The sequence below is a fragment of the Paractinoplanes bogorensis genome, from assembly GCF_018829635.1.
Lineage (GTDB): Bacteria > Actinomycetota > Actinomycetes > Mycobacteriales > Micromonosporaceae > Actinoplanes > Actinoplanes bogorensis.
In genome coordinates this window covers 199,299-225,626 of the sequence record NZ_JAHKKG010000002.1, presented here as the reverse complement: position 1 = coordinate 225,626, position 26,328 = coordinate 199,299, and the positions used below count along the sequence as shown (strand labels likewise).

The following is a 26,328-nucleotide window of genomic DNA, read 5'->3' as shown; positions in this document are numbered from 1 at the left end:
ACTAAGCGGCTGCCTCGGCGCCGGCCAGGCGGGCGTGGTCGACGAGACCCACCACCTCGGTGAGCGACCGGACCGTACGGCCGGCGAAATTGGTGTCGGCGTCGAACACCAGGTGGTTGGCCAGGTCGGGGGCGGCCAGCCGGACCGGTGTCATGCCCACGGCGGCGGCGCCGGTCAGCTCGTGGCTGCCCCCGTCGCCCACGTACAGGCATTCGGTGGGATGCACGTCGAGCTGCTCACACGCGGCCAGATAGATCCGTGGGTCGGGTTTGCAGACGCCGAGGCGTACGGAATAAATGGTTGTGTCGAGCAGCGGGGCGACCGGCAGGCTGGGCAGGAACGCGGGCAGCTCGTGCGTGCAGTCGCTGATCAGGGCCGTGGCCAGACCGCGCCGCTTGATCGCGGCGAGCACGCTGACCGCATCGGCCCGCAACCGCGTGTCGGCCTTGAGCGCGTCCACCCGGGCCGGCACCCCGGCCCGCACCTGATCGCTGCGGGGGTGGCCCCCGGCCTGCTCGATCACCCACCGTAGGGTGGCCTCGGCCGATCCGTAACGGCCCTTGGCCCGGGCCCGGAACGTGCGGTCCAGCACCCCGCGGACCGCCTCCGGATCGGCGCCCAAGGCTCGGGCGATCTCGGCGTGCTGGGGTCCCCGTTGAACGGATCGGGTCAGCGTGCCGAAAAAATCGAACACGACCGCACGGTATGCGGGCACGGCGAAACGCCTCCCAGGGCATCGACAGGGTTAAAAGGGTCAGCAAACGTCGGTGACTGTAGCGACACCATCACTTTCCGTTCAATAGGGGTCGGCAAACTGTGGCGCAGAAGTCCGCAAGAAGCGACGGCCGGGGATGAATGAGCGCTCATCGCACCAACGCGCCATGCTCGCGGTGGCCGTCGCCGTCGTCGCGGTCTCGTCGTCAGCACCGCTGATCGCCTTCGCGGCCGCGCCCGCGCTGGCCATCGCGTTCTGGCGCAACGCCCTGGCCACCGTGGCTTTGACCCCTTTCGCGTACGGGTCCAGTCGCTCCTCATCCCGTACGAGACTCTTCGCCGTTCTGGCCGGCCTGGCGCTCGCGGCCCACTTCTCCACGTGGATGCCGAGCGTCCAGCTCGGCTCGGTGGCCACCTCGGCCGCCCTGGTCGCGACCCAGCCCGTGTGGCAGGGCGTGATCGCGGCGTTCCAGGGTCGTCGTCCACCGCCGGCCGGCTGGATCGGCATCGGTCTGGCCGTGGCCGGCGCCGCCTGGGCCACCGGTGCCGACGTCGGGGTCTCCGGGCAGGCCGTACTGGCCGACGTCCTGGCGCTGTCGGGCGGCATGTTCGCCGCGGTCTATACCGCCCTCGGTGAGCGGGCCCGCACCGAGATGAGCACGGTCGCGTACACCTGGATCTGCTACGGCACGTGTGCCGTCCTGCTGGCCGGGGTCTGTCTGCTGGCCGGACTGCCCCTCGGCGGCTACGACAACCGCACCTGGCTGGCGATCCTGGCCCTCGTCGTCGGGGCCCAGCTGCTGGGCCATTCGATGTTCAGCTATGCCCTGCACCGCATCTCGGCCACCACGGTCAGCGTCGTCGCCCTGATCGAAGTGCCCGGCGCCGCGTTGCTGGCCTGGGTGTGGCTCGGCCAGCAGCCGCGACCGGCCGCGCTGCCCGGCGTTGCCCTGCTGCTGGCCGGTGTCGCCGTCTTCCTGCTCGGCGGCCGTCGTGCCAGTCGGCCAAGGGACTTGCGCGCTTAGCGGCTTTCGTTCGTTGAGCCCTGGCGGGGCGCTCGCTCCGGCCGGTCTTCGCTTGGCGGTTCACGCCGCGGCGGGGTAGATAGGGGGAATGCGATGTACGGTGCTCGATTCCGAATCGGCTGTCTCCTGGTACTCGCGGCGGTGCTCGTGATCGGCGGCTGCGCCGAGTCGGCCGACTCGTCCGACCAGCCGGCGGCCGACGCCCCGGGCCTGACCGGCGGCTGGAGCACGGCCGGCTGCGAGTTCCTGCGCCTGCCCGAGCACATGGCCGTCGCCGGCGTACCCATGCCGGTGACCCCAGCCGATCTGCAGGGCGCAATGGACCGCATCGAAAAGGCCGGCCAGACCGAGTTCGCGGGCAGCTTCGCCGGTCTCGAGGTCGACCAGGAGAACGCGCGGGCCATCGTGCACCGCGTGCCCTCGGCCGAGTTCGACAACTTCATCCGCCGTGCCGCCGAAGACACCTGCATCGTCGTCCGCGACGCCGCCCACACCGCCACCGACCTGGCCGTCTGGCATGACCGGGTGCTGGCCGACCTCGACTTCTGGACCCACTCCGGCGTCCGGATCGTCTCGGTCGGAGCGCGCCACGACGGCGCCGGGGTCGAGATCGGCACCCAGGATCTCGACCGGGCGCGCACCGAGTTGCCGGCCCGGTACGGGCCGGAGGCTCCGCTGCTGTTCGTCCAGGAGGCGCCGGTGCGTCCCCTGGCCAATCCGACCGCCACTCCGCGCCTGAACTGATCGCCTTTCTTCCGTCTGGCTCTCGTGCCGGCTGGGTGCGCTCGGGTGGATTGAGTCTCGGGTTCTTCGGGTCGGCCTCGGTCGGCTGCGGTCAGGCCGAGTTCGGCTCGGCCTTGCCGGCTTTGGTCGGCCTCGGCTCGGCCCTGCCGGCTTTTGGTCGGCTGGCCGCGGCTTCGTTCGGTGGGATGCCGCTTGGCTCGGCAGGCTGTGACTTGCCCGGCGGCGACTTGCCCGGCGGCGGTTTGGCGGGCTGCGGCTTGCCTGGCCGCGGCTTGGCCGGCTGCGACCTGCCCAGTCTCCGCTCGGCACGCTCCGGTTCGGGTGGGGTCGGCTCGGGCGGCGTGGCTCGGGTGGGGTCGGCTCATCGGGCGAGAAAGTGCCGGTGAAGGGTGGAATGGGCGACCTCCGGGCTCGGGACTGGAACCGGGTTGAGAGGATGTGCCCCGGGATGCGCGACGTGGCTGCCGTGCCAGGCCGCATCACCCGAGCCGGAGGGGGTCGAGGTGGAGGCTGCGGAGCCGCAGGAAGCACCGGTCACGTTGCGACTGGACGGGAAGGTCGCCCTGGTCACCGGGGCGGGAAGCCCCGACGGCATCGGATATGCGACGGCCCGCCGGTTGCGCGACCTGGGAGCGCGGGTGGCGATCGTGTCGACCACGCGGCGCATCCACGAACGGGCCGCCGAGCTGGGAGTCACCGGTTTCGTCGCCGACCTCACCGACGAGTCGGAGGTGGGCGCGCTCGCCGACGCCGTCACCGACCACCTGGGTGACGTCGAGGTGCTGGTCAACAACGCGGGTCTGACGAGCCGGGCCAACCCGGAGATTCTGCGGCCGGTCGCCCAGCTCACCTATGACGAGTGGAAGTCCGAGATCGACCGCAACCTCAGCACGGCGTTCCTGTGCAGCCGCGCCTTCCAGGGCGGCATGGCCGAGCGCGGCTGGGGCCGGATCGTCAACCTGTCGGCCACCGCGGGCCCGGTGAACGCCCTGCCGACCGAGGCGGCCTACGCGGCGGCCAAGGCGGGCGTGGTCGGCCTGACCCGGGCGCTGGCGATGGAGTTGGTGGCCGACGGCGTGAACGTCAACTGCGTGGCGCCCGGCACGATCTACACGGCCGCTTCTACGGTCACCGAGATCAAGCAGGGCCTGGGCACACCGATCGGCCGCCCCGGCACCCCCGACGAGGTCGCCGCCGCGATCGCTTTCCTCTGCTCCCCGGCCGCGTCCTACATCACCGGCCAGATGCTGGTGGTGGACGGCGGCAACAGCGTCCGCGAGGCCGAGTTCCGCTGACAAGGTAAGTGAGTACTCACAACCCATCGCCGCGAGCGGCGGGCTGCCACCCGCGTTGAGTGAGTGCTTACTTCCCTGCTTGTGAGCGGCCTGCGCCGGCACCAGCTTTGGTGAGTGAGTACTCACAACCCATCGCCGCGAGCGGCGGGCTGCCACCCGCGTTGAGTGAGTGCTTACTTCCCTGCTTGTGAGCGGCCTGCGCCGGCACCATTTTTGGTGAGTGAGTACTCACAACCCATCGCCGCGAGCGGCGGGCTGCCACCCGCGTTGAGTGAGTGCTTACTTCCCTGCTTGTGAGCGGCCTGCGTCGGCACCAGCTTTGGTGAGTGAGTACTCACAAACTCAACGCCGCGGGCGGCCGGCTAGTGGCCGTGTATTGAGTGAGTGCTTATCTCCGCACTGTCAGCGGCCTGCGCGGGCTCCGGCTGTGTTGAGTGAGTACTCACAAACCAGCGCCACGGAGCTGGCTGGTGGTCGTGTTGAGTGAGGACTCACAAACCAGCGCCACAGAGCTGGCTGGCGGCTGTTTTGAGTGAGTACTCACAAGCCATCGCCACGGAGCTGGCTGGCGGTCGTGTTGAGTGAGTACTCACTACCCGACGTCGCGTGGGACCGGCTGACGGCCGTGGCGGAGCGCGCCGCGTCTCAGGGGCGGCTGCGCGTGCTGAGGGTGGGCCTTGTGTGCGCTGCGGGCGGGCCGGTCGGTTTCCCGACCGGCCGGCGCGCGCGGTGCGGCTTGGCAGTGCTTACGGGCTGGTGCTGGCGCTGCCGACGGCGACGATTGCGATGATCACGTAGAAGGCGCAGATCAGCGCGTAGATGCTGGTGAAGATGTAGCTCACCCACAGGCCGGCCGTGGCCAGGCCCTCGCCCTGCTCGCCGGTCTGCCGGATCTGCTTGCGGGCGACGTGGCCCATCACGATGCCGGCCGGCGCGAAGACGAACGCGAACACGAGCGACAGGATCGCCATCGTGTTGGTGGTCGCCGCGTAAGGCTGGCCGTAGCCGGGCTGCTGACCGTACGACTGCTTGTACGGGTCCTGCCCGTACGCCGCCGCCGGCTGCCCGTAGGGCTGGCCGCTGGCCGGCGCCCCGTACGGCTGACCGCTGGAGGGCTGAGCCCCGTACGGCTGACCGTAAGGCTGGCCGCTCGACGGCTGGGAGCCGTAGGGCTGCCCGCTCGACGGCTCGGCCGAATACGGCGTGGTGGGGTCGTACGGCTGCTGCCCGTACGGCTGCTGCGGCTGATATGGATCCGGTGTTCCACCGGGTGGATAGGTCATCAGGTCCTCCTCGTTCCCCGGCACGGTACTAGCCGGGCCACAGGAGAGGACACCACAGGTGGACGTGTCCGCAGGTTGCGACGGCTATCGGACTGATCTTGCCCGATCTTGCGTCACCGGGGAACCGGGTTTCAGTGCAGCTTGGTCAGTTGGCCGACCGCGCGTTCGACGGCGAGGCAGCGGTCTTCCACGTAGTCGATGCCGGCTTCCTCGGCGATCCGGCGCGCCTCGGCCGACACGATGCCGCTCTGCAGCCAGACCGCTGGTGCCCTGATCGCGACCGCCTGCCGCACCACCTCGACCGCGTCGTGCGCGGGCCGGAAGATGTCGACCAGGTCGACCGGTTCGTCGAGGTCGGCCAGCGTCGGCACCGTCTTGACCCCGAACACCTCGTCGACGAACGGGTTGACCGGGATGATCCGCCAGCCGTGCCGGAGCATCTGGAGCGGCACCGAGTGGGACGGCTTGTACGGATCCCGAGACGCCCCGACCACGGCGATCACGTTCGCCTCGGCCAGGATCTGCTGTGCACTCCTCATGCCATCGACTGTAGTCAGGCGATCGGAAAATCGACCGTCGTGCCGCGAGTGAGCCGCCACAATCAGACCGGTCTGTCTGGCTGTCGGTCACCGACGCCACGCCAGCCGCCCGATAGACCGACCCGACGACATCAGCCCGCTTCCTGAGGGCCGCCGCCGCAGTGGCCACCTGCGGCCGGTCAGAGCAAGGTCAGCTGGCGATCCTCCCGGGGCTCGTCGGTGGGCGTCACGCGGCGGGCCTCGACCGGGCCGGGGCGGTGCAGGCCGTGCCGGCGGGCCGCCATGCGTACGCGTGCGGTGATCTCGCGCTGGTAGGTCTGTGGGGCGTAGGAGCCGTTGCCGTAGAGCTCGCGGTAGCGCGGCGCCAGGTCGGGGTGGGTGCGGGTCAGCCAGGCGGCATACCACTCGCGGGCGCCGGGGCGCAGGTGCAACGGGAGCGGGGTGACGCTGGTGGCCCCGGCCGCGGCGATCGCGGCGACGGTCTGGTCGATCGACTCGTCGGTGTCGGTGAGGCCGGGCAGGATCGGGGCCATCAGCACGCCGATCTCGAAGCCGGCGTCGGTGAGGCGGCGGACCGCGTCGAGCCGGCGGCGCGGGCTGGGTGTGCCCGACTCGACCGCCCGCCAGACCCGCTCGTCGATGAACCCGACCGAGAACGACAGGCCGACCCGGGTCACCTCGGCCGCCTGGGTGAGCAGCTCGAGGTCGCGCAGGATCAGCGTGCCCTTGGTGAGGATCGAGAACGGGTTGGCGTGGTCGCGCAGGGCGGCCAGGATCTCGGGCATCAACCGGTAGCGGCCCTCGGCGCGCTGGTAGACGTCGACGTTGGTGCCCATCGCGACGGGTGCGCCCGACCACCGCGGGGCGGCCAGCTCACGCCGGATCAAGTCACCCGCGTTGACCTTGACGACGATCTTGGAGTCGAAGTCGTGGCCGGTGTCGAGGTCGAGGTAGCTGTGCGTGTGGCGGGCGAAGCAGTTGTGGCTGACCACGCCGTCGGCGATGAAGTCGCCCGTGCCGGTGGAGATGTCGTAGAGCGGGAGAGTCAGGCCCAGGTCTTCGATGTCGACCACGGCGAGCTGACGCCCCGCCCGCACCCCGGCGCCGGACGCGTCGAGCGGGGCGCCGTCGATGCCGGTGAGATGCCGGAAGCGCAGCGCCGCCCAGAGGTCGCGATCGAGCTCGACCGTGCCCGCAGCGCCGCCGCGGGGGCGCACCGGGGTGCGGCTGGGCAGGCCCAGGTGGGTGAGCGCCTCGATGACCCGGGACAGGAACAGCCGGTCGCCGGTGGTGAAGCTGATCGCCAGCCGGTCGGCCCGGCCCACCGCGCCGAAGGCCCCGGCCAGGAAACCCCGATACCACCCCGTGGTGGGCAGGTCGGGCCAGCGCAGCGCCTCGTGCAGGGGGACGTCTTCGAGATAGCCGTCGGCCCGGATCCAGGCGTCACCCTCGCGGGCCGGGACGCCCCCGTGGTCGCCCCGGCCCGACTCCGGCCGCCGGGCGAAGGTGCGGTCGGGCTCGTAGCGGCCGGGATCGCCACGACCGGCGTCCCCGCGGATCAGGCCGCAGAGGAAACCCGACTGGTAGTCGGGCGACTCCTTGGGCGGCTCGGCGAAGTGGCCGACCCCGAACATCAGGTCGCCGACGGCGAGCGCGGGCTGGTGGGACTCGGCCGGGCTGACGTGGCGCCACCCGCGATCGGTCAGGAAGCGGTGGTCGCCGCTCGCCACCAGACGGGTGCCGTCGGCCAGCGTGACCCGGAAGGCGGCCTTGGTGGTCGACCAGTGGTCGTGCACGGTGGTCGGCACGTAGCGCCGGGTGGCGCCGGCGCCCATCGTGCCCATGATGGCGTCGCCCGGTCGCAGGTCGGCCAGCCGCCGCGTGCTGCCGTCGGCCATCAGGATCGGGGTGTCGCCGGAAAGGCAGTAGGCGCAGGCGTGGGAGCAACCGCGATAGGGATTGACGGTCCACTCGAACGGCACCCGGGATGCGCCGGGCACCCGGTTGATCAGGCTCTTCGCCCGGATCTCGTAGAACGTCATGCCGGCGAAGCCGGGGGTGTCGAACGTGCGGACAGCGGCGCCGGGCAGCGCCAACGGCAGGGGTGGAGCCGCCGGCGCTGCCCTGTCCAGGAGCGAGCCGCCGTCGGAAGGGGCCGACAGGTTGGACCATCGCATGGCGGAGATTCGAACACATGTTCGATCCGCTTGTCCAGTCCGCCGTGGGCGTGTCGCCCGGACGGGCCGGCAACACGCCAAGGGCCCGCGAACCGAACCGGTCCACGGGCCCTGAGCAGCAAAAACTAGCTGCGAAAGCTAGTTGTGAAACCTTAGTGGCTGTGCGCAGCCAGCTGCTGGCGTACCTCGTCCATGTCGAGCTTCTCGACCTGCTCGATCAGGTTCTCGAGGGCCGACTCGGGGAGAGCGCCCGGCTGCGAGAAGACGATGACGCCGTCGCGGACGGCCATGATCGTCGGGATCGAGCGGATGTCGAACTTCGCGGCGAGCGCCTGCTCGGCCTCGGTGTCGACCTTGCCGAAGGTGATGTTGGTGTGCTTCTCGGACGACCGCTCGTAGGTGGGAGCGAAGCGGACGCACGGCCCGCACCAGCTCGCCCAGAAGTCGACCAGAACGATGCCGTCCTTGCCGGTGACCTCGTCGAAGTTCTCAGCGGTCAGCGCAACCGTCGCCATGTTGTCTCCGTCCACGGGAAATTGGCTTTCGTGCGGTGAAACCCATAGTTCACACCAGCAATTCCCTCTGCAAGGCCGGACGACACGTGGTCTGGAGCACCTGATCGGGACACCGTGTGGGGTTGGGGCAACCCATCGTAACGATAAGTGAGGAGAGCGCTCTCGTTTACCGAGCAAGTTGTAACGTCCGTTTTGCGCCGAGGAATCCGGACATGGCTGCTGCGGTCGGACGGAACTGCCGGTGAGCTGGGGCGACGTCCTCGCCGACAGTAATAGGCAACTTTGTTAAATGTGACCCGGGTCACACTCGAATTTCCTTCACGTGGATACGCAGGGTAAGGCAAACTCATATCCATCAAAGCGTGGGCGGCGGGTGCCGGGGAGGGCCCCGCCGCTCATTGCGTCTCCTGATGGAGCGCAAGAGCGGGGCGCTAGCGTAACCACTCATGATTGCCGCAGACGACGAGTCCACCGAGGTCGGCGTCGGACCCTGGACCGGTACGCGGCCCGACGACCCACGGTACGACCCCGAGTTGCTGGCCGAGGGTGATCGCCGCAACGTCGTCGACCGTTACCGCTACTGGCGTCGCGAAGCGGTCGTGGCCGATCTGGACAGCCGGCGGCACGACTTCCACGTCGCCATCGAGAACTGGCAGCACGACTTCAACATCGGCACCGTGGTGCGCAACGCCAACGCCTTTCTCGCCGCCGAGGTCCACATCGTCGGGCTGCGGCGCTGGAACCGGCGCGGCGCCATGGTGACCGACCGCTATCAGCACGTGCGGCACCACCCGACGATCGAGGAGTTCGTCGCCTGGGCCGCCGAAGGTGACCTGCCGGTGATCGGGATCGACAACCTGCCCGGCTCGCGGCCGATGGAGACGGTCACGCTGCCGCGGCGGTGTGTCCTGCTGTTCGGCCAGGAGGGTCCCGGGCTCTCCGAGCCGGCCCGGGCCGCGTGCTCCGAACTCTTCTCGATCGCCCAGTACGGCTCCACCCGCTCGATCAACGCGGGCGTGGCCAGCGGAATCGCGATGCACGCATGGATACGCGCGCACGCGGGACCCCCGCCCGGGTGAATCTCGCTGATAAGCCCGGGTTCTGCGGATCCGCTTGACGCGGCCTCCCCGGGGCCGCACGGTAAAGGGCGTGGGTGTCACAGTGAGTTGCCCCAGATGTGGTGCACAGGTGCGCAAGCCCGACCTGATGCACAGCGACTGGCGCTGTGACAACTGTGGCGGGGTGCCGCCGTTCCATGTCGCCGAGCACATCAACGCCGACATCGTCGACAGCATGCTGCACAACCGGACCACCGCGTCCGAGCAGACGCCGTTCTGGTGCCCGTGGCCGCTTCCGACCGGCTGGATGGTCACCGGGGTCGGGTGGGCGGGCGACGAGCGTACGGGCGCACGGGCCACCGCGGTGGCGTGCAGCGGCCCCGAGCCGCTCGGTGGCGGGCCGGCCGACGTCGTGCTGATCGCCGAGCAGCCGGGTGTCGGGCTCGGCACCAGGTTCGCCGGGATCCCCGGTCTCGACCCGGGGCACCTGATCGCCGAGGCCCTGGCCGACGGGCAAGGTCATCCGGGTCCACATGCCAAGATCAAGGCAGCCGGTCACCCCACTCCATTGTGGTGCGTCAAGTCCCCGGAAGATCGAAGCGCGTACGTGAGTGAGGCGAAGGGAATGTGGCTCTATGCGATAGCCTGGCCGGCAAGCGCGGGTTACTTCCTGGCGGAGCACGTCGTCCTGCACGACCTCTCCGACGGGGTGCCACCCGAGCTCGTGTACGGAGCGCCGTCTCCCTACCTGCAGGGCAAGGCCTAGGCAAGTTGGCCCCTGACCTGCGGGTTTGGAATCGGCTTTTCGGCCACATTGTTCACACCGAGCGACGAAGCTGATACCGTCAGTACTGCCGCGGCGCTGACCGTCACCCGCACCCACAGGAGAAGGCCCGCCATGATCAAGAAGGTTCTGACCTGGCTTGGTATCGCATTCTTGATCTTTTTCATCGCCTTCAACCCGAACTCGGCGGCGTCGGTGTTCTCCTCACTCGGAGGCACTATCGCCGACATTGCCCGAGGCTTCGGCACCTTCTTCACGAACCTCGTCGCTTAGCATCACCACATGGGTGGTCCAGCTGAGCCGCACGAGCCTCGAGGCGAGGGCGCCGGGCGCCCTCGGGACGACGACGAGAACTTCGGGTACAACGACCCGGCGTTCGATGAGGACCCCGACCGTACGCGTCGGCGCCGGCCCTACTCGGACGGTCCCGGCTTCAATCCGGACGCAGGTTTCTCCCCCGACGCCGGCTACTCCGAGGATGCCGGTTACGCGCGCAGCTCCTCCTATCGCGACGGCGGCTACGACGACGGCGGCGACGAGTACGAGCCTCCTATTTTCACCGAGGAGGAGCTCGAGGGGCTCGGCCCCGAGGGTGGCGGCGGCGGTCCACGCCGGGTGCTCCCGCTCGAGGACGAACCGACCACTCTGGTCGCCCGCTATCTCTTCCCGACCGAGCGCTATCGCGGCGAGTGGAAGCGGCACTGGATCCACCTCACGACGCCACTGAGCATCGGTGCGGGTGCCACCCTCCTGCTCGGCTACCTGGCCGGATTCCTCACCCGGCAGAACATCAACGGCCTGGTCACCGTGGCCGTGCTGATCTGGCTCGGCGTGATCAGCTGGGTCGCCTGGAAGGTCTTCGACTGGTATTTCGACCGCTTCATCCTCACCAACAAACGAGTGATGGTGGTCAACGGCATCATCACGCGCAAGGTCGCCATGATGCCGTTGCTGCGGGTCACCGACATGAAGTACGAGCAGACCGCGCTCGGTCGCATGCTGAGCTACGGCACGTTCGTGCTCGAGTCGGCCGGTCAGGACCAGGCGCTCCGCGAGGTCAAGCACCTGCCCAACCCCAACGAGCTCTATCTGCGTGTGGTCGAGGAGATGTACGAGCCGCAGGCGGTCGAGGCGCGTCTCGGCAAGGACAGCGACGGCGACGACGCTTGATCCGCACAAGGTAGCGTTTTGCGGTGACCCGAATCGACCTGCACTGCCACTCCACCGCCAGCGACGGCACGCTCACCCCGGCCGAGCTGGTCCGGGCGGGTGCCGCGGCCGGGCTCGACGTCATGGCGATCACCGACCACGACACCACCGGCGGCTGGCAGGCGGCGGCCGAGGCCCGGCCGGACGGGTTGCGACTGGTGCGCGGGGCCGAGCTGTCCTGCCGCTGGCACGGTGCCGACGAGTGGCCGATCGCTCTGCACATGCTGGCCTATCTGTTCGACCCGGCCGAGCCGCGGCTGGCCAACGACCTGGCCCGGCTGCGCAACGACCGCGAGCAGCGGGCCGAGAAGATCGTGAACCGGCTCAGTGCCGACGGTGTGCCGATCACGTGGAACGAGGTGCACGAATATGCGCAGGGCGGTTCGGTCGGACGGCCGCACATCGCCCAGGCGCTGATCCGGGCGGGACTCGTGCGCACCACGAACGAGGCGTTCGCGTCGCGGTGGCTGGGCGCGCGTTACTTCGTACCGAAAGCGGATCTTGATGTTTTCGAGGCCGTTCGAGCCGTCCGGGCGGCCGGCGGGGTAGCTGTGTTTGCGCACCCCCGAGCCACCGTACGGGGAAGGGTCGTGCCTGATCGGTTGATCGTCGAACTGGCCGACGCCGGACTGTTCGGGCTGGAGGCCGACCACGAGGACCACTCGCCGGTCGAGCGGGAACACGTGCGCGCGCTCGCTGACGACCTCGGACTCGTGGTCACCGGGTCGTCCGACTTCCACGGCACGCACAAGACCGTGCAGCTGGGTGATTTCACGACCGACCCGGAGGCGTACGAGAAAATCGTCTCGGCCGCCACCGGTGTCGGCGTGCTGGGGTGACTCCGGACGCACTGGACTGCGCTCGGGCGGCCTGGCCCCTACCTTGATCGGGTGAATCTGAAGCTGCTCGGCGAGGTCTTCGTGACCCTGCTGGTGATCGTGGACCCGCCCGGCATGGTGCCGGTCTTTCTCGCACTGACCGGGACGATGGACGGCCGGGCCCGGATGAAGGCGGGCACCCAGGCCGTGCTGCTCGCGCTCGGCGTGATCGTCGGGTTCGCGGTGGCCGGGCAGACGCTGCTCGACTATCTGCACGTGGAGCTGCCCGCGCTGCAGGGCGCGGGTGGGCTGCTGCTCATCCTGGTCGCGTTGCAGCTGCTCACCGGCAAGGCCGACGAGCCCTCGACGCAGGGTGGCGGCACCACCAACGTCGCCCTGGTGCCGATCGGGACGCCGCTGCTGGCCGGACCGGGCGCGATCGTGGCGACGATGCTCTTTGTGCAGCGGGCCGACGGCGCCGGCGAGTACTCGGTCATCGGCATCGGGATCCTGCTCGTAATGGTCACCGTGTGGCTCGTGCTGCGGTTCTCCGGAGTGATCGTGAAACTGCTGCGGCCGGCCGGGATCGAGGTGCTCACCCGGATCGCCGGCCTGCTGCTGGCGGCCATCGCGGTGCAGCTGATCGCGGACGCTGTCGACGCTTTTGTGCAGCTTTACATCGCGGCGCCCTGACGAGGTTTTTGTCGTACCCGGCTGGCAGGATTGGATTGTGCCCCCCACCAAGAACAGCAGCAGCGCGATCCCCGAGCAGCTCGGCTTCGACGGCATGCCGGAGAGGCTTTTCGTGTGTACGCCGAGCAAGCTCGGGGCCTACGAGGACTGTCCGAGGCGCTACCGCTATTCCTACGTCGACCGGCCGACCCCGCCCAAGGGGCCGCCGTGGGCGCACAACTCGCTGGGCGCGAGCGTCCACACCGCACTGAAGAACTGGTATGCCGTGTCCGCCGACCGTCGCGAACCGGAGGCGCTGCCCGGGCTGCTCAAGGCGACCTGGGTGCGTGAGGGTTACCGCGACGTCGACCAGGAGCGGGTGGGTTATCGGGCGGCGCTGCGCTGGCTCGAGACGTACGTGCGCGGGCTCGACCCGCACGACGAGCCGCTCGGGGTGGAGCGGGTGGTGGCGACCAAGACGTCGGTGCTGGCGTTCAACGGGCGCGCCGACCGGATCGACGCGCGCCAGGGTCCCGACGGGCCCGAGGCGGTGATCGTCGACTACAAGACCGGCCGCACCGGGCTCGACGCCGACGATGCGCGGGGGTCGCGGGCGTTGGCCCTTTACGCGTACGCGGCCCAGCGCGTCTTCCGTCGTCCGAGCTACCGGGTCGAGCTGCATCACCTGCCCTCGGGCACAGTGGCCGCCCACGAGCACACCGAGGAGTCGCTGGCCCGTCAGGTGCGGCGGGCCGAGGATGCGGCGCGCGACATCATGGCGGCCGAGCGGGCGGTGAAGGCGGGGGCCGATCCGGATGGCGAGTTCCCGACCAATCCGGGGGCGCTCTGTTCGTGGTGCGATTTCCGCAAGACGTGCCCGGCGGGGCAGGAGGTCGTGGCCAAGGAGCCGTGGGCCGCCGTGGAGCACCTGACGGTTTAGGCCTGTTTCATAACTGGGGTGGGAGCGAGGCGGGGTCCAGATTTCGTCTGGTGGTGGCCCGTGAAGGCCCGGCTCCCGGTGTTGGAACCGGGTCTTTGCGGGACGCCGCCAGGCGAAATCTGGACCCCTCCGCAGCCCCATTTCAGTTATGAAACAGGCCTCAGTCCTCGGCTATGCCGGCTCGGGCCAGGGCGGCTTTGCGGATCGGTGGGACCCGGTATTTGCGGGGCAGTGAGTTGATCACGGTGGACAGGAGGAGGCGCAGACCGCGGGCCGAGAGGTTGGCCGTGACGTCGGTGGTGGGCCAGCCCAGCCCGCCGTAGAGGCGCCGTGCCCATGGCGGCAGCAGGGCGACGGCCGTGCTGGCGACGCCGAGGTAGGCCCAGCGCGTCGGACCCAGGCTCAGGCCCAGGCGCAGCGCGCGCGGACCCCAGTCGGGTGCGGGCGGGACGGTCAGGAAGAACGCGGTCTCGGCGCTGTCCCTGGTCAGGGAGAGTCCGGGGCGCATCGACCCGTAGTACTCGTTCACCTCGGCCGCCGTGCCGGGGACGGTCGCCGGGTCGAGGCCGACCAACTCGGCCGACTTGAGTTGCTCGGTGTAGTAGCGGTCGATCTCGTCGGGCGTCAACGTGACCCCGGCCCGGACGGCGGTGGTCAGGAACGACTCGACCTCGGCCACATGCACCCAGCGGAGCAGGTCGGGTTCGTCGATGCGGAACCTTTCGCCCGTACGGGGATCGGTGGCGCTCATCCGGGCATGCATCCGGCGCACACGGCTCGCGGCCAGCTCGACCTCGTCGGTGGTGCCGTAGACGACCGTGGCCACGTATTCGGACGTGCGGTTGAGACGGCCCCACGGGTCGGCGCGATAGCCGGAATTTTGCACCACGCCGGCCACCGCCCGCGGGTGCAGCGCCTGGAGATACAGCGAGCGCAGGCCGCCGAGGAGCAGGATCGGGTCGCGGTGGAGCTTCCAGGTGACCGAATCCGGCCCGAACAGCCCGACGTCGACGCTCATGGTTTCCAGACTGCCACGCGCGTACGGGGAAATTGAACTTGTTCAGGTTTGAATCGGCTCTTTGGCGCCGCTTTTCATGCTGCGTCGGCGGCCCGTCGGGACTGGCAGGCCGGGCAGAGGCCCCAGAAAGTCACCTCGGCCTCATCCAGTTCGAAGCCGTGCGTGCCGTTCGGGATCAGGCACGGGCGCTCGCCGACGGCGCAGTCGACATCGGCGATCTCGCCGCAGCCCCGGCAGACGATGTGATGGTGGTTGTCGCCGGCGCGGGCCTCGTAGCGGGCGGGACTGCCGGCCGGCTCCAGACGACGGGCCAGGCCGGCCCGGGACAGCGCGCCGAGCACGTCGTAGATCGCCTGGGTGGAGACCGAGTCGAGCCGGGTGCGGGCGCGGCGGGCGATGTCCTCGACCTCGAGGTGACCGCCCTCGGCCAGAATGTCGAGCACGGCGAGGCGCGGCTTGGTGACCCGCAGGCCGTGCTCGCGCAGCAGTTCCGCACCGGTGGACATCGGTCCATGACAACACGGAACCGGCCGATCCCCAACTACTGGATCATTGAACCGGGGCACGTTCGCAGGCGTATGCGGATAGGCAAGATGCTTGCGTCGTCAGATATCTCTAGGCTGGCGACCCCGAACCTGTTCCTGAGGAGGCGTCGTGTTCGACCAGATCAACGGCCTGCCGGTGCACGTGCTCGTGCTGCACGCCGCGGTCGTTTTCGTCCCGTTGCTGGCGGTGGGGGCGGTGGTCTACGCGCTGGTGCCCCGATGGCGGCCCCGGATGGCCTGGGCGCTGGGCTTGCTCGCGATCGCCGCGCCGGCGGCCACGCTGGTGGCGAAACTCTCCGGGACGCAGCTCTACAACCGCCTGCTCGGCCAGGGCATGAGCGGGCCGGGCAAAGAGATCCTGGACGACCACATGGGGTTCGGGACGATGACGTTCTGGTTCACCCTCGCGCTCGGCGTGGTCAGCCTGGTGATGGTCGTGCTGACCTGGCGCCGGGAGGGGAACCGGCTGCCGATGATCGGCGAGGTCGGGGGTGCGGTGGCGCTGATCGTGCTGGCTGCGGTGTCGGGCTACTACGTCTACAAGACGGGTGACTCGGGGGCTACCGCGGTGTGGGGTTCCTACTAAGTCGCGTGCTGTGTTGATCGCCCCGGTGCTGGTGCCGGGGCGATCGTTGTTTCCGTCCCGATCGTTGCTTCGGTCAGAAGATCATGCGGGCGCAGAGCAGGCACAACAGGATGAGCGCGATCGCGCCGGCGACCAGACCCACGCCGTAGGTGACCGTGCGGGCCGAGCCCTCCGCCTCGTCCAGGGCGTCCATGTTCTGCGGCGGCAGGCTGCGCGGCGGCGGGGGATGGGCGATCGTGGGCGGGCGCCAGTTCGCCGACGGCCGGCCGGTGCGCGGCGGACCCTGATATTCGGGCTCGGGTGTGGGTCGAGGCGCCTCCGGCTCCGGGGCCGGCCGGGCGGAATCAGGATCCGGTCGTTGCCAGTACGCGTCGTCCGGGACGCCGGTGGGGGAACTCACGTTCACCGACGGTACAGCCGGAGGGGGAAGACTTCCGCAGCGGAGCGGGCCTACCCTCGTAGGCGTGGACATCCTGGAAGAGCCCGAGCGCGACAACGACGCCGAGCGTGAGGTCGATTTCGACTCGGAAGAGGCGGCCGTCCTTCCCGACCAGACCCGGGACGACACCGAGCGGGGCTGGGGCGAGCGGTCCTACGACAACGACGACCGCCTGATGGAGGATCGTCCGCCGCACTGGTGATCGACGCCCGGGCCGGTCTCCGCTTAGCGTGGCTGGCCGGTCTTCGCTTGCCGTGGCCGGCCCGTCTCAGCTTGGCGTTGCCGGCTGGTCTCTGCTTGGCGTTGCCGGCCGGTCTCAGCTTGGGCGGATCAGGACGGCGAAGCTCTGACCGGGGCCGGCCACCGCTCGCTCGGCCTCGTCGGGCGTCAGAGCGAGCAGTAGGCCGCCTGATGTGGGGTCGTCGGACCCGCTGACCTGCAGCACCAGTGCCGCGTCGGCCACCTGGGTGCTGCTGCCGCCCTCCAGCCGAAGCAGGTCGACCCGGTTGCCCGCCTCGACCAGCGCAAGCGCCGCCGGATCGGCCAGCCGGACCGGGACGCCGACGTTGCCGGGCGGCACGACCTGGTTCGTCGCCGGGGCGGACGCACTCGGGGAGTTCGCGGCCGGCACGGTGTAGGTGGGTGACTCGCAGCTCGGCGGCGGCGACCACGACACCAGAGCGGCGGTGCCCAACAGGATCGCGACCACTGCGAGGCGTAGCAGCGTGCCGCGAGCCGGTCGGCGCCAGCGCACAGGATCGAGGCGGCCGTCGCCGCGGGATGATCCCTGCGCCTTGGGGAGGGCGTCACCCAACCGTGAACTGCCGGATCTGCCCATGGCCATGCCCCTCCCGCTCGCTCTGGCGTCGCGGTGTGGCGGCGCCGGGCTCGAACGTTAGGCGGGCGGGGCTGTTGGCGCCTGGGGCCCTGTGGATAACTCGGGATTGTGGATAACCGGCTTCGGCGCGCGGCGGCGGAGTAGTTTCACAAAGCCCCCCGGGTGGGTGGTCCGGGTGGGGGGCAGCTCTCCAGCAGAGGCGTGACCTGCTGCAGATCGGACCGGGCCTGCGGCGAAGGCGGGGACCTGCGGCGGAGGCGGGACCTGCGGCGGGGCGGGGCGGGGACCTGCGCAGGGCTGACCCCGGGACGGGCACGACAAAAGACCGCGCCGGGCGGGCCGGCGCGGTCTGAGAGTGCGGGTCAGGACGCGGCGGGCGTCTTCGTGCTGCTGGACGACGAGGACGACGACGAGGACGTCGTGGACGACGAGCTGGTCGATGGCGTCGACGGGGTCGAAGAAGACGAGGACGACGACTCGCTCGAGGATGAGGTTGTCGACGTACTTTCCTTCTTGGCGGACTCGTTGGCGCCGGACTTCTCTGCGCTGACGTTGCCGGAGCGGGAGTCGTTGCGGTAGAAGCCGGAGCCCTTGAAGACGATGCCGACCGAGTTGAAGACCTTGCGGAGCTTGCCCTGGCAGTTCGGGCACTCGGTCAGGGCGGCGTCGGAGAACGACTGCACGGCCTCGAGCTGGTGTCCGCACTCGGTGCAGGCGTACTGGTAGGTGGGCACGGCTCCTCCGGATCTGGTCGGCTGCTGGCACTCGCCAACTCCGAGTGCCAATGTTGCGCCATCGGAGGTCATTTCGTCCACTCGACGGGGTGGCTGAGATCAGTTGGCGAAAACGGTCAGGCCGCCGCCGGGGGTGATCGCGGCGTGGACCGGGCGGTCGTGCGGCTCGGCGGGGACGTGGTCGATCAGCTCGCCGTCGTGGAGCAGGGCCACCACCAGCGGGCCGGAAACGAGCGGCAGGCGGGACAACGCTCGGTCGTAGGAGCCGCCGCCGCGACCCATCCGCATGCCCCGGCGATCCACCGCGAGGGCGGGCACGAAGACGATCCTGGCCTGCGCGACGGCGGAGACACCGAGGCGGGGACCAGTCGGCTCCACGAGGCCGTACCGGCCCGGACGGGTGGTGCCGGGATACGCGGCCCAGTCGAGGTCGTTGTCCGGAAGGAGGACGGGCAACAGGACCCGCACGTGGGCCGCGAGCGCCGCCACCAGGTCGGGACCGCCGGGCTCACGGCCGATCGGGACGTACGCGGCTGCGGTTGCGGGCTGCTCACGGCGTACGAGGGAAAGGGTTTGATCTTGAATGGCGGCGGCCGCCGAAGCTAGTGCAGTGGATGTCATCGCGCGACGTGACGTGAGCAGCCGATCGCGGAGTGCGATCTTGTCGGCGCGTGATCGTTCCGCGTCACCGGTTAAATCGGGCACGCAACACCCCCTTTTGAAAAGCGGCAAACGGTGCACACTATGTCAGCATCGCTCCAAAGACGGCCGCAGCTGTAGAGAAGGCCACAGATCTCGAGCCGGGCACCGCCGGGAGGATGCGTGACTTTGCGTGGCCGTCTCACCACCGCGTTTCTGGTGGTCGTGCTCGGTCCGGTCCTGCTCGGGTCGATCTTCGTCGCGCTGACGGTGGCCACGGTGAGCCGGGATCGGACGGCCGAGCGACTCGATCATGCCGCGACCACCGTACGCACCTCGATGGCGGCGGCCTGCCGGCAGCTTCAGGCGGCGGCCGACGCGGTGGCGGTGGTGGCCCCGGGTGATCGACCGGCGGTGGCCGACCAGCTGATCGCTCGCGGTCTGGCCACGGACATCCGGATCGGCGCTCCGCTTGCACGTTCAAGCAAAAGCAGAAGCGAGAGCACGACCGAGGTCGGCGGCTGGCAGGACTGCGCCGCCCCGGCCGGCGGACCGGCCACCGCGATCGCGGCCCGGGCCGTCGCGGGCGGGGTCGACATCACCGCCGCGCAGGCCGTCGACCAGGAATTCTTCGAGCGGCTGGCCGCGGCCGGGGGCACCGACGTGGCGCTCACGGCGGGCAGCGCCGCGGTCGGGGAGTTCCGCCTGGTGCGGGCCGAGGCCGGACAGCCGCTGGGCCTCACGCTGACCGTGCCGCCGAGCCGGCCCACCTTCCTGTACGCCGCACTCCCGGTCGTGGTCCTCGTCGCCGCCCTGGCCGCGGTGCTGGTGGCGCGCTGGCTGGCCTACTCGACCACCCGTCCGCTGGGCGACCTGGCCTGGGCCGCCGACCGCGTCGCCGACGGAGACCTGGACACCCGCGTGCCGATCCTGCGGCCCGACGAGCTCGGCCGGCTGGCCGCGACCTTCAACCGGATGACGCGGGAGTTGCAGGCCTACGTGCAGGCGCTGACCGCGAGCCGGGACCAGCTGCGCGGGCACCTGGCGATCCTCGGCGAGACGCTATCGAGCACGCACGACCTGCACCGCATACTTCAGGTGATCCTGCGCACGGCGCTGGCCGCGACCGGCGCCCGGGCCGGGCTGGTGCTGTTGATCGACCCGGCCGCCGGGCAGCTGGTGCCGCGGTGCGGGGTCGGCCTGTCCGGCAACTGGGACGTCCCCGACACCGACCTGCCCAAACGGCGGCTTCCGGTGGGCGAGGGGGTGCTCGGTGCGGTCGCCGCGACCGGCGAGCCGCGGCGCGGGCAGGGTTCGCCGACCGGGGCCGAGCCGGCCTGCCTCACCTACGTCGCCGTGCCGATCTGCGCGCCGATGGTCGCCGAGGAACCGGGTGAGCCGCCGGCGACGACCGAGACGCTGGGAGTGCTGGCCCTCTACGACCGGGTCGGTGGAGGACCGTTCGACGACGCCGACCTGCACACGCTGCGGACATTCGCCGGGCAGGCCGGGGTGGCGGTGCACAACGTACGCATGCACGAGGAGGCGCAGCGGCTGTCGCTGACCGACCCGTTGACCGGGCTGTGGAACTACCGCTACCTGCGGGAATCGCTGCGCCGGGAGGTGGAGCGGGCGAGCCGGTTCGGGCGCATGCTGGCGGTGCTGGTGCTCGATCTCGACCATTTCAAAGACGTCAACGACACGTACGGGCATGCGGCCGGAGACGCCGTCCTGAGCGAGTTCGCGCGGCGTATCCGGGTCGGGTTGCGCGAGGTCGACGTGGCGTTCCGGCAGGGCGGCGAGGAGTTCGTGGTGCTGCTGCCCGAGACCGACGCGTACGGGGGTGCGATCGTCGCCGAGCGGCTGGGTGCGGCCGTACGGGGTCGTCCGGTGATCGTCGAGGGCGAGTCGATCCCGATCAGCGTCTCGATCGGAGTGGCGGTCTATCCCGAGCACGGTGAGAATTCACCCCAGGTGCTCAGCTCGGCCGACCGTGCGCTGTACGCGGCCAAGAACGCCGGCCGTGACACGTATCGGCTGGCCGAACCCGTCGATGTGACGAAGTCTTCGGTTTCTTCCAGCGATCATGAAGGAAACTTTGATCAGGCGACGACGGTGCCGGGCGGGTTACGGCCGCAGCAGCACAGGCGTGGCCGATAGTCTCGCGGGCATACCACGGGCACGACTGAGCGAAGGTGCGGTGACCTGAATGACCACGAACGCGCACGCGTCCGGCCGACGGGCGGTGAAGGCCGTCATCCCGGCCGCCGGGATGGCGACCCGCTTCCTGCCGGCCACCAAGGCCGTGCCGAAGGAGCTTCTCCCGGTGGTCGATCGTCCCGTGCTGCAGTACATCGTGGAGGAGGCGGCCGCCGCGGGCATCACCGATGTCCTGCTCGTCACCGGCCGCGGCAAGACCTCGATGGTCGACCACTTCGATCGCCGGCCCGACGTCGAGGCCCGGCTCGAGGAGAAGGGCGATCAGAAAAGGCTTGCGGAGGTACGCCGTACGAGTGAGCTCGCTGACATCTACACGGTGCGTCAGGGCGAGCCCCTCGGTCTCGGTCACGCGGTCGGCACGGCTGCCTCGCACGTCGGCGACAACGCGTTCGCCGTCCTGCTCGGTGACGAGTTCGTCGAGGAGGACAAGCCGCTCCTGCCCGCGATGCTCGACCTCCAGGCCCGTACGGGGGGAATCGTTCTCGCCCTGGGTGAGGTCAAGCCGGAGGAGACGTCCCGCTACGGCATCGCGTCGGTGAACCAGTCCTCCGAAGGCACCGACATCGTCGAGGTCACTGGTCTCGTCGAGAAGCCCGCGCCCGAAGAGGCGCCGAGCAACCTGGCCGTGCTGGGCCGCTACATCCTGCCCGCGTCGATCTTCGAGGCGATCGACAACACCAAGCCCGGCAGCGGCGGCGAGATCCAGCTGACCGACGCCATGGCGCAGCTGCTCGCCGACGGGGTGCCGGTGCACGGCATCATCTACCGCGGACACCGGTACGACACCGGCATGCCGCTCGGCTACCTGCAGACCGTCGTCATGCTGGCGTCCAAGCGCGACGATCTGGGCGAGGAGTTCCGGAGCTGGCTGGCCGAGTTCGTCGCCGGCGGTGCGAAGGGATGACAGCCACGGCCGATGCCGAGGCGGCCGCCAACGAGCTGATGCCTCTCGCCGAATACCTGGGCAGCGTGCTGCGCAGGTTGCGAGCGCTGCCTCCGCTCGACCTCGACCTGACCCAGGCCCACGGCAACGTGCTGGCCAACGACGTGCTGGCGCCGCACCCGTTCCCGGCTTTCGACCAGGCCGCGATCGACGGGTTCGCGGCCCGCTGGGAAGACCTGTCCGGGGCGGGGCGGGTCGGATCCCATCCCGCCTTCGGGCGGATGGAGGGCGGGCCGCGGCCGGTCCGGCTCAACGTCGTGGGCGATCTCGGGGCGGCGAGCTGGCGTCCCGTACGCCTGAGCCCCGGCACCTGCTTCTCGGTGGCCGCCGGGGCACCACTGCCGATCGGGTCCGACGTCGTCGTGCCGGTGCACTGGACCGACCAGGGCATGGCCGCCGTCGAGATCCTGCACGCGCCCAAGCGGGGCTCGGGTGTGCGGCGGGCCGGGGACGAGATCCAGGCCGGGCAGGTCCTCGCACCGGCCGGGGCCTACGTGACCCCGGCGATGGTGGCGACGTTCGCCGCATCCGGCATCGGCCACGTCGTGGTGCGGCCCAGCCCACGCGTGGTGGTCGTGGCGACCGGTGACGAACTGGTCGACGTGGGCCGGCCCAGCCAGCCCGGCCAGGTCGTCGACGCCAACTCGCACGCGTTGACGGCGGCCGCGGTCGAGGCGGGCGCCCTCGCGTACCGGATCGGCATCTGCGACGACGACCCGGAAGGGCTGCGCGGGCTGCTCGAAGACCAGACCCTGCGGGCCGACCTGATCATCACGACCGGCGGCACCGGCACCGGACCGGGCGACATGCTGCGGCGGGTGCTCTCCCGGCCCATCCCCGGCCGGGGCGCGGTCGAGTTCACCGACGTCGCGCTCTGTCCGGGCGCGACCCTCGGCTTCGGCACTGTCGGCGGCGAGGAGGTGCCGGTGGTGTGCCTGCCCGGCGAGCCCGGCGCCGCCCTGATCGGCTTCGAGGTGCTGGCCCGCCCGGTCGTCCAGCTGCTGGCCGGGGCCGAACCGGTGTTCCGGCCCAGTGTGAAGGCACACCTGCTCGAGACGGTGTCGTCGCCCGGCGGGCTGCGCGAATTCCGTCCCGCGCACGTGGCCGAACGGCGCGGCGGCGGACATACGGTGCAACCGCTGGCCGGTGGGCCGTACACTCTCTCCGGCCTGGCCGAGGCCAACGGACTGTTGGTGCTCGGCGAGCGGGTCACCACGGCGGCCGCCGGCTCGACCGTGGACGTGCTGCTCCTCGACCGGAGGCGATAGATGCTGGGGTCCACACCCGGGTGGCCCGCCACGTTGGCGGACGGTCCGGTGCTGCTGCGACCCTACAAACGCGGCGACGGCAAAGCCTGGTCCGAAGTGCGGATCGAGAACCAGAAGTGGCTCGCCCCCTGGGAATCGGCGCCGCCCGGACCGTGGTCCGAGATGAACTCGACCCGCGCCTTCAGCTACGTCTACGCCGACATGAAACGGGCCGGCCGCCGCGGCGACAGCATGCCGTTCGCGGTCTGCCTGCGCGAATCCGACGGCCAGGAACGGCTCGTCGGCCACCTCAACCTCGGCAACATCGTGCGGCGAGCCTTCAGTTCCGCGTACGCGGGCTACTGGGTCGACCATCGTGTCGCCGGCCAGGGCGTGATCCCGACCGCCCTCGCGCTCGCCGTCGACCACGCCTTCGGCCCCGGCGGACTGCACCGCATCGAGGTCAACATCCGCCCCGAAAATCGGCCGTCCCGCCGGGTCGTCGAGAAGCTGGGGTTCCGCGAAGAGGCGTACCACCAGCGCTACATGCACATCGACGGCGGCTGGCGTGACCACCTCGGATATGCGCTGACCAGCGAGGAGATCGCCGCCGAGGGCGGCCTGATGGCCCGGTGGCGGCGCGTCCGGGCCTGAACCCGGTGTGCCTTATTGATCCGCACAGCTCGACACGCCCGGCGCGTCGAGCGCATTTCCGCAGCTCGCGGCCGTAGCCTCGGGGAGATTGGGTCTTGCGGTCCGCTCTGTTCTCCACTCCGAGGCGGGCCGTTCGAAGCTGGCGGAAGGGGAGAGGGTGCCGACCTCGGTGCTCCTCGCCGTCCTCGCCGCGGCCGGACTGCTCGCCCTCGCGCCTGCGCTCGTGCGCCGGTACGACGCCACCGAGCGCCTGGCCGCGGAGCGGGCGTCGTCGACGGCGAGGGTGCTGCAGCGCCACCGCCGTCGTCGAACCGTGCCCGGACGACGCCCGATCAACCCCGGCCGGCTCGTTTCGGTTACGGTCCCGGCGCCGGCTGTTACCTCTTCGCCGCCCCGCCGCCTGCGGCTGGTCAAGACCGGCCGGCGCCCGGCCCGGCGCCCACCGGCCCGGCGGCACACCCCCGCGGTCGTACGGCGTCGACGCGTCTTCGCGGCCCTGCTGCTGCTCAACATCATCGAGCTGGTGGGCGTGGCCGCAGTCGGTCCCGGCTTCTGGATCGGCTTCGCGGTGACCGGGGCGCTGCTCGCGGTCGACCTGGTGCACCTGCGCAACCGCGCCCTGGCCGACCGCCGGCGCCGTCGCATCGAGGCCCGCGAGGCCGCCTGGCTGGCCGCCCAGCAGGCCATGGTGCGCCGTGAACAGGCCCGGCGGGCCCGCGACCGGCGCGAGAAGCAGAAGCAGCTGGCGGCCCAGCGCGAGGCGGCCCGCCGAACGGCGATGGGCCTGGACCGCGACGAGCCACCGGCGACGGCGCCCTCGGTCTACTACCGCCGGGCCGGCGGCCTGCGCGGCCGAGCCTACGAGGCAGGCGGCCGACACCACACCGCATAGGTGGGGCCGGTTCGCGACTCGGACGCCTGACCTGTTAATGTTGCGTCGGTTCCACGGACTTCGGTCCGCGGGCTGTAGGGGCTGTGGCGCAGTCTGGTAGCGCACCTCGTTCGCATCGAGGGGGTCTGGGGTTCAAATCCCCACAGCTCCACGTGCTTGGGCGCCCTGTGTCCGCGTGACTACACGCGGACCGGGGCGCGCGTCATATCTGCCGGGGGGCCGAGCCCCCCGAACCCCCCACGTTACGGATTCTTGCGCTCTGAGCGTGGTTGCGGTGGGGTCGGTTCCCGCGTTGCGGGCCCCGCGTTGCGTGCCCCGCGTTGTGGATTCTTGCTCTGTGAGTCTGGGCCGGGCGATCTTGTGTTGGCGCTGCGCTGGTGCCTCGCGATGCTCAGTGTCGGGAGCGGCGACGGCGTCCACGAGGCTCGCGGGCTGGCGTCGCGGATAACCGTCGCCCAGATCCTCGAAGCCGGCCGTCTCGCCGGAGCCGAAACTCTCGCTCTCTGGTGACGGTGCCTTGTGCGTTGACAGGCAAGTGGGGGCTTGCCTATGGTTGGGGTGTGGCGGACGTGTATAAGGCGTTGGCCGATCCGACTCGGCGGCTCATCATGGATGAGCTGCGGGAACGCGGGGAGCAGACGCTGTTCGAGCTGTGCGGGCGACTGGTCATGAAGCATGGGGTCAGCTCGTCCCGGCAAGCGGTGTCTCAGCATCTCGACGTGCTCGAAGACGTGGGGTTGGTGAGGTCCCGGCGCGAGGGGCGCTACAAGTTTCACAGCCTCGACACGACGCCTCTGCGGGCCATCGCCGAACGGTGGCCGACCGACGACGTGGGGCAGGCACCGTGAAGATCTATATCACCAGCGTGTTCGTGGACGACCAGGCCAAGGCGGAGAAGTTCTACACCGAGGTTCTCGGATTCCGGGTGAAGGACGACATTCCGCTGGGGCCGGATGCCCGGTGGCTGACCGTCGTGTCGCCCGAGCAGCCGGACGGGCCCGAGCTGCTGCTCGAGCCGAGCGGGCATCCGGTTGTCGGGCCGTACAAGGAGGGGCTGGTGGCCGACGGCATTCCGGTCACCTCGTTCGCGGTCGACGACGTGCCCGCCGAGTACGAGCGGCTGCAGGAGCTGGGCGTGAAGTTCACCCAGGGGCCGCTCGACATGGGACCGGTGGTGACCGCCGTGCTCGACGACACCTGCGGAAACCTGATTCAGATCGTCATGCGCCGCTGAGCAGGGCGGAACACAGGACGGCCACACACTTGTCGACCCGGACGTCGTCGATCAGCGGGCCGTAGCCCGACGGTGTCGTCGTGCTGGCGAACTCGATCCGCATCGAGGTTCCCTTGGCCAGCACGTACGCGGTGTGGCGGGTGTAGCCCATGTTGTCGCGGGACTTGCCGGTCGTGTCGAAGGACAGCTTCTGCGCGACCTGGCCGTTGACGCGCAGCTCGCCGGTCTTGACGGCCGGCCCGCCGACGTAGTTGCCGCCCAGCGCGTACGAGATGCGGTAGGTCAGCAGCGGTGTGGTGGTGATCGTGCGGGCCACCGCGCCCGCCCGGTCGCCGTCGAGGTCGAGGTTCTGCCGGCCCTGGGCGGTGGACCACAGGTGGGTGGTGCTGAGGTCGACGTTGCCGGCGGTCACCGTCCACGGGCCGAGCTGTGCTCCCGTCGCATAGCGGGTGAAGCCCTGGGCGACGACCGGGGTCTCGAACCCGTCGGTGAAGACGGGCGCCGGGGCCGCAGCGGCGAGAAGTGCTGCGCCGGCCAGCAGGCGTCGTGCTCGCAAGGGGACCTCC

Annotated in this window: 31 protein-coding genes and 1 tRNA gene; 19 read left to right on the top strand and 13 right to left on the bottom strand. The window is 70.2% G+C overall.

The genetic code is table 11. The features are described 5' to 3' along the window. Position 1: 1 nt before the first annotated feature. Entirely contained in the window at positions 2–715 is a 714-nt protein-coding gene (locus tag KOI35_RS05840) for an HAD family hydrolase (RefSeq protein WP_215785008.1), read from the bottom strand. 166 nt (positions 716–881) lie between these two features. On the opposite strand from KOI35_RS05840, the gene KOI35_RS05835 reads away from it, so the two are divergent. The 3 genes from KOI35_RS05835 to KOI35_RS05825 all read left to right on the top strand — a co-directional run bounded on the left by KOI35_RS05835 (position 882) and on the right by KOI35_RS05825 (position 3,778). Continuing rightward, positions 882–1,739, top strand: coding sequence for a DMT family transporter (locus KOI35_RS05835; protein ID WP_246612618.1), 858 nt, complete (start codon positions 882–884; stop codon positions 1,737–1,739). A 93-nt stretch (positions 1,740–1,832) separates the two neighbouring features. Next, complete coding sequence (locus KOI35_RS05830; RefSeq protein ID WP_215785006.1) at positions 1,833–2,483, top strand: hypothetical protein; 651 nt, start codon at positions 1,833–1,835, stop codon at positions 2,481–2,483. A 503-nt stretch (positions 2,484–2,986) separates the two neighbouring features. Continuing rightward, complete coding sequence (locus tag KOI35_RS05825; RefSeq protein ID WP_215785005.1) at positions 2,987–3,778, top strand: SDR family NAD(P)-dependent oxidoreductase; 792 nt, start codon at positions 2,987–2,989, stop codon at positions 3,776–3,778. Between the two features lie 746 nt (positions 3,779–4,524). On the opposite strand, the gene KOI35_RS48260 is transcribed toward KOI35_RS05825, so the two are convergent. The 4 genes from KOI35_RS48260 to trxA all read right to left on the bottom strand — a co-directional run bounded on the left by KOI35_RS48260 (position 4,525) and on the right by trxA (position 8,292). Then, entirely contained in the window at positions 4,525–5,061 is a 537-nt protein-coding gene (locus tag KOI35_RS48260; RefSeq protein WP_215785004.1) for a DUF4190 domain-containing protein, read from the bottom strand. A 131-nt stretch (positions 5,062–5,192) separates the two neighbouring features. Beyond that, positions 5,193–5,600 (bottom strand): CoA-binding protein, encoded by a 408-nt coding sequence (locus KOI35_RS05815; protein ID WP_215785003.1) that lies wholly within the window; start codon positions 5,598–5,600, stop codon positions 5,193–5,195. Positions 5,601–5,779: 179 nt separating this feature from the next. Further along, positions 5,780–7,777 (bottom strand): intein-containing Rv2578c family radical SAM protein, encoded by a 1,998-nt coding sequence (locus tag KOI35_RS05810; RefSeq protein ID WP_215785002.1) that lies wholly within the window; start codon positions 7,775–7,777, stop codon positions 5,780–5,782. Positions 7,778–7,929: 152 nt separating this feature from the next. After that, positions 7,930–8,292 carry a thioredoxin gene (gene trxA / locus KOI35_RS05805; protein ID WP_215785001.1) on the bottom strand — a complete coding sequence of 121 codons (363 nt, stop codon included), beginning with the start codon at positions 8,290–8,292 and terminating at the stop codon, positions 7,930–7,932. Between the two features lie 446 nt (positions 8,293–8,738). Between trxA and KOI35_RS05800 the strand changes: the two genes are divergently transcribed. Both KOI35_RS05800 and KOI35_RS05795 read left to right on the top strand, forming a co-directional pair. Then, a complete protein-coding gene (locus tag KOI35_RS05800) occupies positions 8,739–9,371 on the top strand; it encodes a TrmH family RNA methyltransferase (RefSeq protein WP_215785000.1) in 633 nt (210 codons plus the stop codon). A gap of 70 nt (positions 9,372–9,441) precedes the next feature. Then, a complete protein-coding gene (locus tag KOI35_RS05795; protein ID WP_308120803.1) occupies positions 9,442–10,116 on the top strand; it encodes a DUF6758 family protein in 675 nt (224 codons plus the stop codon). On the opposite strand, the gene KOI35_RS05790 is transcribed toward KOI35_RS05795, so the two are convergent. Further along, positions 10,113–10,391 (bottom strand): hypothetical protein, encoded by a 279-nt coding sequence (locus tag KOI35_RS05790; RefSeq protein ID WP_215785570.1) that lies wholly within the window; start codon positions 10,389–10,391, stop codon positions 10,113–10,115. The genes KOI35_RS05795 and KOI35_RS05790 overlap by 4 nt on opposite strands. 25 nt (positions 10,392–10,416) lie before the next feature. Between KOI35_RS05790 and KOI35_RS05785 the strand changes: the two genes are divergently transcribed. The 4 genes from KOI35_RS05785 to KOI35_RS05770 all read left to right on the top strand — a co-directional run bounded on the left by KOI35_RS05785 (position 10,417) and on the right by KOI35_RS05770 (position 13,773). Beyond that, positions 10,417–11,304, top strand: a complete 888-nt coding sequence (locus tag KOI35_RS05785; protein ID WP_215784999.1) for a PH domain-containing protein — start codon at positions 10,417–10,419, stop codon at positions 11,302–11,304. Positions 11,305–11,327: 23 nt separating this feature from the next. Beyond that, positions 11,328–12,182 (top strand): PHP domain-containing protein, encoded by an 855-nt coding sequence (locus KOI35_RS05780; protein ID WP_215784998.1) that lies wholly within the window; start codon positions 11,328–11,330, stop codon positions 12,180–12,182. Positions 12,183–12,233: 51 nt separating this feature from the next. Further along, the gene (locus KOI35_RS05775) at positions 12,234–12,854 is read left to right on the top strand and encodes a MarC family protein (protein ID WP_215784997.1); all 621 of its coding nucleotides are present in this window, start codon (positions 12,234–12,236) and stop codon (positions 12,852–12,854) included. A gap of 94 nt (positions 12,855–12,948) precedes the next feature. Continuing rightward, positions 12,949–13,773, top strand: coding sequence for a RecB family exonuclease (locus KOI35_RS05770; protein WP_215785505.1), 825 nt, complete (start codon positions 12,949–12,951; stop codon positions 13,771–13,773). A 160-nt stretch (positions 13,774–13,933) separates the two neighbouring features. Here KOI35_RS05770 and KOI35_RS05765 read toward each other — a convergent pair whose 3' ends face one another. Next, positions 13,934–14,791, bottom strand: a complete 858-nt coding sequence (locus tag KOI35_RS05765) for an oxygenase MpaB family protein (protein WP_215784996.1) — start codon at positions 14,789–14,791, stop codon at positions 13,934–13,936. Between the two features lie 74 nt (positions 14,792–14,865). After that, positions 14,866–15,297, bottom strand: coding sequence for a Fur family transcriptional regulator (locus KOI35_RS05760; protein WP_215784995.1), 432 nt, complete (start codon positions 15,295–15,297; stop codon positions 14,866–14,868). A gap of 148 nt (positions 15,298–15,445) precedes the next feature. Between KOI35_RS05760 and KOI35_RS05755 the strand changes: the two genes are divergently transcribed. Continuing rightward, entirely contained in the window at positions 15,446–15,922 is a 477-nt protein-coding gene (locus KOI35_RS05755) for a DUF2231 domain-containing protein (RefSeq protein WP_215784994.1), read from the top strand. 73 nt (positions 15,923–15,995) lie between these two features. Here the strand turns inward: KOI35_RS05755 and KOI35_RS05750 are convergent, their stop codons facing one another. Next, on the bottom strand, positions 15,996–16,322 hold the full coding sequence (locus KOI35_RS05750) for a translation initiation factor 2 (RefSeq protein ID WP_246612617.1): 327 nt from the start codon (positions 16,320–16,322) through the stop codon (positions 15,996–15,998). Positions 16,323–16,386: 64 nt separating this feature from the next. Between KOI35_RS05750 and KOI35_RS05745 the strand changes: the two genes are divergently transcribed. After that, the gene (locus tag KOI35_RS05745) at positions 16,387–16,563 is read left to right on the top strand and encodes a hypothetical protein (RefSeq protein ID WP_215784992.1); all 177 of its coding nucleotides are present in this window, start codon (positions 16,387–16,389) and stop codon (positions 16,561–16,563) included. Positions 16,564–16,677: 114 nt separating this feature from the next. On the opposite strand, the gene KOI35_RS05740 is transcribed toward KOI35_RS05745, so the two are convergent. The 3 genes from KOI35_RS05740 to KOI35_RS05730 form a co-directional block, all read right to left on the bottom strand. Further along, positions 16,678–17,205: a hypothetical protein gene (locus KOI35_RS05740; RefSeq protein ID WP_308120801.1), complete on the bottom strand. Its 528-nt coding sequence runs from the start codon at positions 17,203–17,205 to the stop codon at positions 16,678–16,680. Positions 17,206–17,561: 356 nt separating this feature from the next. Next, on the bottom strand, positions 17,562–17,933 hold the full coding sequence (locus KOI35_RS05735; protein WP_215784991.1) for an FmdB family zinc ribbon protein: 372 nt from the start codon (positions 17,931–17,933) through the stop codon (positions 17,562–17,564). Positions 17,934–18,032: 99 nt separating this feature from the next. Next, positions 18,033–18,638: a 5-formyltetrahydrofolate cyclo-ligase gene (locus KOI35_RS05730; protein ID WP_215784990.1), complete on the bottom strand. Its 606-nt coding sequence runs from the start codon at positions 18,636–18,638 to the stop codon at positions 18,033–18,035. Between the two features lie 117 nt (positions 18,639–18,755). Here KOI35_RS05730 and KOI35_RS05725 point away from each other — a divergent pair, with 117 nt between their 5' ends. The 8 genes from KOI35_RS05725 to KOI35_RS05690 all read left to right on the top strand — a co-directional run bounded on the left by KOI35_RS05725 (position 18,756) and on the right by KOI35_RS05690 (position 25,762). After that, on the top strand, positions 18,756–20,732 hold the full coding sequence (locus KOI35_RS05725; protein WP_215784989.1) for a diguanylate cyclase: 1,977 nt from the start codon (positions 18,756–18,758) through the stop codon (positions 20,730–20,732). Between the two features lie 49 nt (positions 20,733–20,781). Then, entirely contained in the window at positions 20,782–21,696 is a 915-nt protein-coding gene (locus KOI35_RS05720; RefSeq protein WP_215784988.1) for a UTP--glucose-1-phosphate uridylyltransferase, read from the top strand. After that, positions 21,693–23,003, top strand: a complete 1,311-nt coding sequence (locus tag KOI35_RS05715; RefSeq protein ID WP_215784987.1) for a molybdopterin molybdotransferase MoeA — start codon at positions 21,693–21,695, stop codon at positions 23,001–23,003. Before KOI35_RS05720 ends, KOI35_RS05715 begins: the two co-directional genes overlap by 4 nt. Further along, on the top strand, positions 23,004–23,636 hold the full coding sequence (locus KOI35_RS05710; RefSeq protein ID WP_215784986.1) for a GNAT family N-acetyltransferase: 633 nt from the start codon (positions 23,004–23,006) through the stop codon (positions 23,634–23,636). A gap of 157 nt (positions 23,637–23,793) precedes the next feature. Beyond that, positions 23,794–24,528, top strand: a complete 735-nt coding sequence (gene sepX / locus KOI35_RS05705) for a divisome protein SepX/GlpR (RefSeq protein ID WP_215784985.1) — start codon at positions 23,794–23,796, stop codon at positions 24,526–24,528. 77 nt (positions 24,529–24,605) lie between these two features. Continuing rightward, positions 24,606–24,679: transfer RNA gene (locus KOI35_RS05700), tRNA-Ala, on the top strand. A gap of 409 nt (positions 24,680–25,088) precedes the next feature. Then, positions 25,089–25,376 (top strand): ArsR/SmtB family transcription factor, encoded by a 288-nt coding sequence (locus KOI35_RS05695; protein ID WP_215784984.1) that lies wholly within the window; start codon positions 25,089–25,091, stop codon positions 25,374–25,376. Further along, positions 25,373–25,762 carry a VOC family protein gene (locus tag KOI35_RS05690; protein WP_215784983.1) on the top strand — a complete coding sequence of 130 codons (390 nt, stop codon included), beginning with the start codon at positions 25,373–25,375 and terminating at the stop codon, positions 25,760–25,762. Before KOI35_RS05695 ends, KOI35_RS05690 begins: the two co-directional genes overlap by 4 nt. On the opposite strand, the gene KOI35_RS05685 is transcribed toward KOI35_RS05690, so the two are convergent. Further along, positions 25,749–26,318, bottom strand: a complete 570-nt coding sequence (locus tag KOI35_RS05685) for a DUF642 domain-containing protein (protein WP_215784982.1) — start codon at positions 26,316–26,318, stop codon at positions 25,749–25,751. The two genes, KOI35_RS05690 and KOI35_RS05685, sit on opposite strands and share 14 nt — an antisense overlap. Positions 26,319–26,328: the final 10 nt, after the last annotated feature.

Bases quoted from the DNA above. Each gene is read 5' to 3' on its own strand.
- KOI35_RS05835 (WP_246612618.1), top strand. From the start codon at position 882: ATGCTCGCGGTGGCCGTCGCCGTCGTCGCGGTCTCGTCGTCAGCACCG.
- KOI35_RS05830 (WP_215785006.1), top strand. From the start codon at position 1,833: ATGTACGGTGCTCGATTCCGAATCGGCTGTCTCCTGGTACTCGCGGCG.
- KOI35_RS48260 (WP_215785004.1), bottom strand. From the start codon at position 5,061: ATGACCTATCCACCCGGTGGAACACCGGATCCATATCAGCCGCAGCAG.
- KOI35_RS05815 (WP_215785003.1), bottom strand. From the start codon at position 5,600: ATGAGGAGTGCACAGCAGATCCTGGCCGAGGCGAACGTGATCGCCGTG.
- KOI35_RS05810 (WP_215785002.1), bottom strand. From the start codon at position 7,777: ATGCGATGGTCCAACCTGTCGGCCCCTTCCGACGGCGGCTCGCTCCTG.
- trxA (WP_215785001.1), bottom strand. From the start codon at position 8,292: ATGGCGACGGTTGCGCTGACCGCTGAGAACTTCGACGAGGTCACCGGC.
- KOI35_RS05800 (WP_215785000.1), top strand. From the start codon at position 8,739: ATGATTGCCGCAGACGACGAGTCCACCGAGGTCGGCGTCGGACCCTGG.
- KOI35_RS05785 (WP_215784999.1), top strand. From the start codon at position 10,417: ATGGGTGGTCCAGCTGAGCCGCACGAGCCTCGAGGCGAGGGCGCCGGG.
- KOI35_RS05770 (WP_215785505.1), top strand. From the start codon at position 12,949: ATGCCGGAGAGGCTTTTCGTGTGTACGCCGAGCAAGCTCGGGGCCTAC.
- KOI35_RS05765 (WP_215784996.1), bottom strand. From the start codon at position 14,791: ATGAGCGTCGACGTCGGGCTGTTCGGGCCGGATTCGGTCACCTGGAAG.
- KOI35_RS05760 (WP_215784995.1), bottom strand. From the start codon at position 15,297: ATGTCCACCGGTGCGGAACTGCTGCGCGAGCACGGCCTGCGGGTCACC.
- KOI35_RS05740 (WP_308120801.1), bottom strand. From the start codon at position 17,205: ATGGCCATGGGCAGATCCGGCAGTTCACGGTTGGGTGACGCCCTCCCC.
- KOI35_RS05720 (WP_215784988.1), top strand. From the start codon at position 20,782: ATGACCACGAACGCGCACGCGTCCGGCCGACGGGCGGTGAAGGCCGTC.
- KOI35_RS05715 (WP_215784987.1), top strand. From the start codon at position 21,693: ATGACAGCCACGGCCGATGCCGAGGCGGCCGCCAACGAGCTGATGCCT.
- KOI35_RS05710 (WP_215784986.1), top strand. From the start codon at position 23,004: ATGCTGGGGTCCACACCCGGGTGGCCCGCCACGTTGGCGGACGGTCCG.